The sequence below is a fragment of the Klebsiella sp. NPDC088457 genome (assembly GCF_044900465.1).
In the GTDB taxonomy this organism is placed as follows: domain Bacteria; phylum Pseudomonadota; class Gammaproteobacteria; order Enterobacterales; family Enterobacteriaceae; genus Klebsiella.
Genome location: NZ_JBJDNH010000119.1, coordinates 1 through 1332, shown reverse-complemented (window position 1 = coordinate 1332; position 1332 = coordinate 1). Strand labels below are relative to the sequence as shown.

Annotated in this window: 2 protein-coding genes; both read left to right on the top strand. The window is 59.8% G+C overall.

The genetic code is table 11. The features are described from left to right. Positions 1-501: virB8 family protein (locus ACI2JR_RS28310; RefSeq protein ID WP_462480114.1), on the top strand; the 501-nt coding region annotated here is incomplete at its 5' end. Then, positions 501-1332 (top strand): P-type conjugative transfer protein VirB9 (virB9, locus tag ACI2JR_RS28305; protein WP_462480113.1); only part of this gene is annotated, 832 nt, incomplete at its 3' end. The genes ACI2JR_RS28310 and virB9, both read left to right, overlap by 1 nt.

Here is a 1332-nt window from a genome sequence, read left to right as displayed (position 1 = left end):
GTGGATTATCATACCGGGCGGGTGGAGCACGTCACCCGTGTGTCAAAAACCCACCTGACGGCGGAAGCCGCTTATCAGAAGGCGATGACCGCCAGCTACGTCAGACTGCGTGAGCGGTATGTCTATCCCTCACTCCAGGACGAATATGCCACGGTCCAGATTTACAACAGCCCGCAGGTCAACGATGACTATCTGGCGCTGTATGCCGGTAAAAACGCCCCGGACAAGGTGTACCAGAACGGGGCGCATACCGTGCGGATCGACATCCTGTCAAACCAGCTCACTGATGGCACTGACCCCGATGACGTCGCAACCCTCCGTTACAAAAAGACCATTCGCCGCCTCGCGGACAACAGCACCCGCACCGAATACTGGGATGCCCGCCTGACGTTCCACTCCGCCCCCAACAGGGAGATGAGCGATACCGAGCGGGAGGTGAACCCGTTCGGCTTTACCGTGACCAGCTGGCAGGCAGACCGTGAAATCCGGGGAGGCGAATAATGAAAAGCATCACTCTTATCCCGCTGGCGCTGATGATGTGCGGCACGGCATGGAGTACTGCCATCCCGCAGGCGAGCCGCTACGACGCCCGCGTTCAGCAGGTGGTTTATAACCCGCTGAACGTCACCGTCGTCAGTACCCGGCCCGGCTTTATGACCACGCTGGTCTTTGACAGCGACGAGGCGGTTATCAGTGCCAGACCCGGTTTTGAAGAAGCGTGGGAAGCCACACCGGACGCCAACCGGGTCAACGTCCGCCCGGTGGCGCTCGTTCAGGGCGCGCCCGGCGCGGACGGTAACACCACGCAGGTGGTGATCCCCCCTAACAGCCAGGACTGGCATACCAACATGCTGATCGTCACCACCCGTCGGCTGTACAACGTCGAGCTGAACGTCATCGATGATAAGTCACCGCAGCAGCCCGCTTTCCAGGTGAGTTACCGTTATCCGGGTGAAGCACAGGAAAAGGCCAGTCGTGAGACAGCGGCCAGAATGCGGGAGCGGGAGCAAAAACAGCAGCAGGCTGATATTCAGCAGGCCCTGAATGCCGCGCAGATGCCACGCAACTGGGACTACCTCAAATATCCGGGGCGCGACAGCACCCGGATTGTCCCCGATTTTGCGTATGACGATGGTCGCTTTACGTTCGTGGGTTTCTCTCCGGCCAAATCCATTCCCTCCGTGACGAAAGCGCTGAACGGCCTGGAGCATGTGGTTAACAGCAGTGTCCGCAGGAAAGGCAACTTCACCGTACTGGTGATTCAGGAGGTCACGCCCCGTCTGGTCCTGCGTTCCGGTCACGCCGTGGTCGGCCTGGAAAACCGTGGTTTCG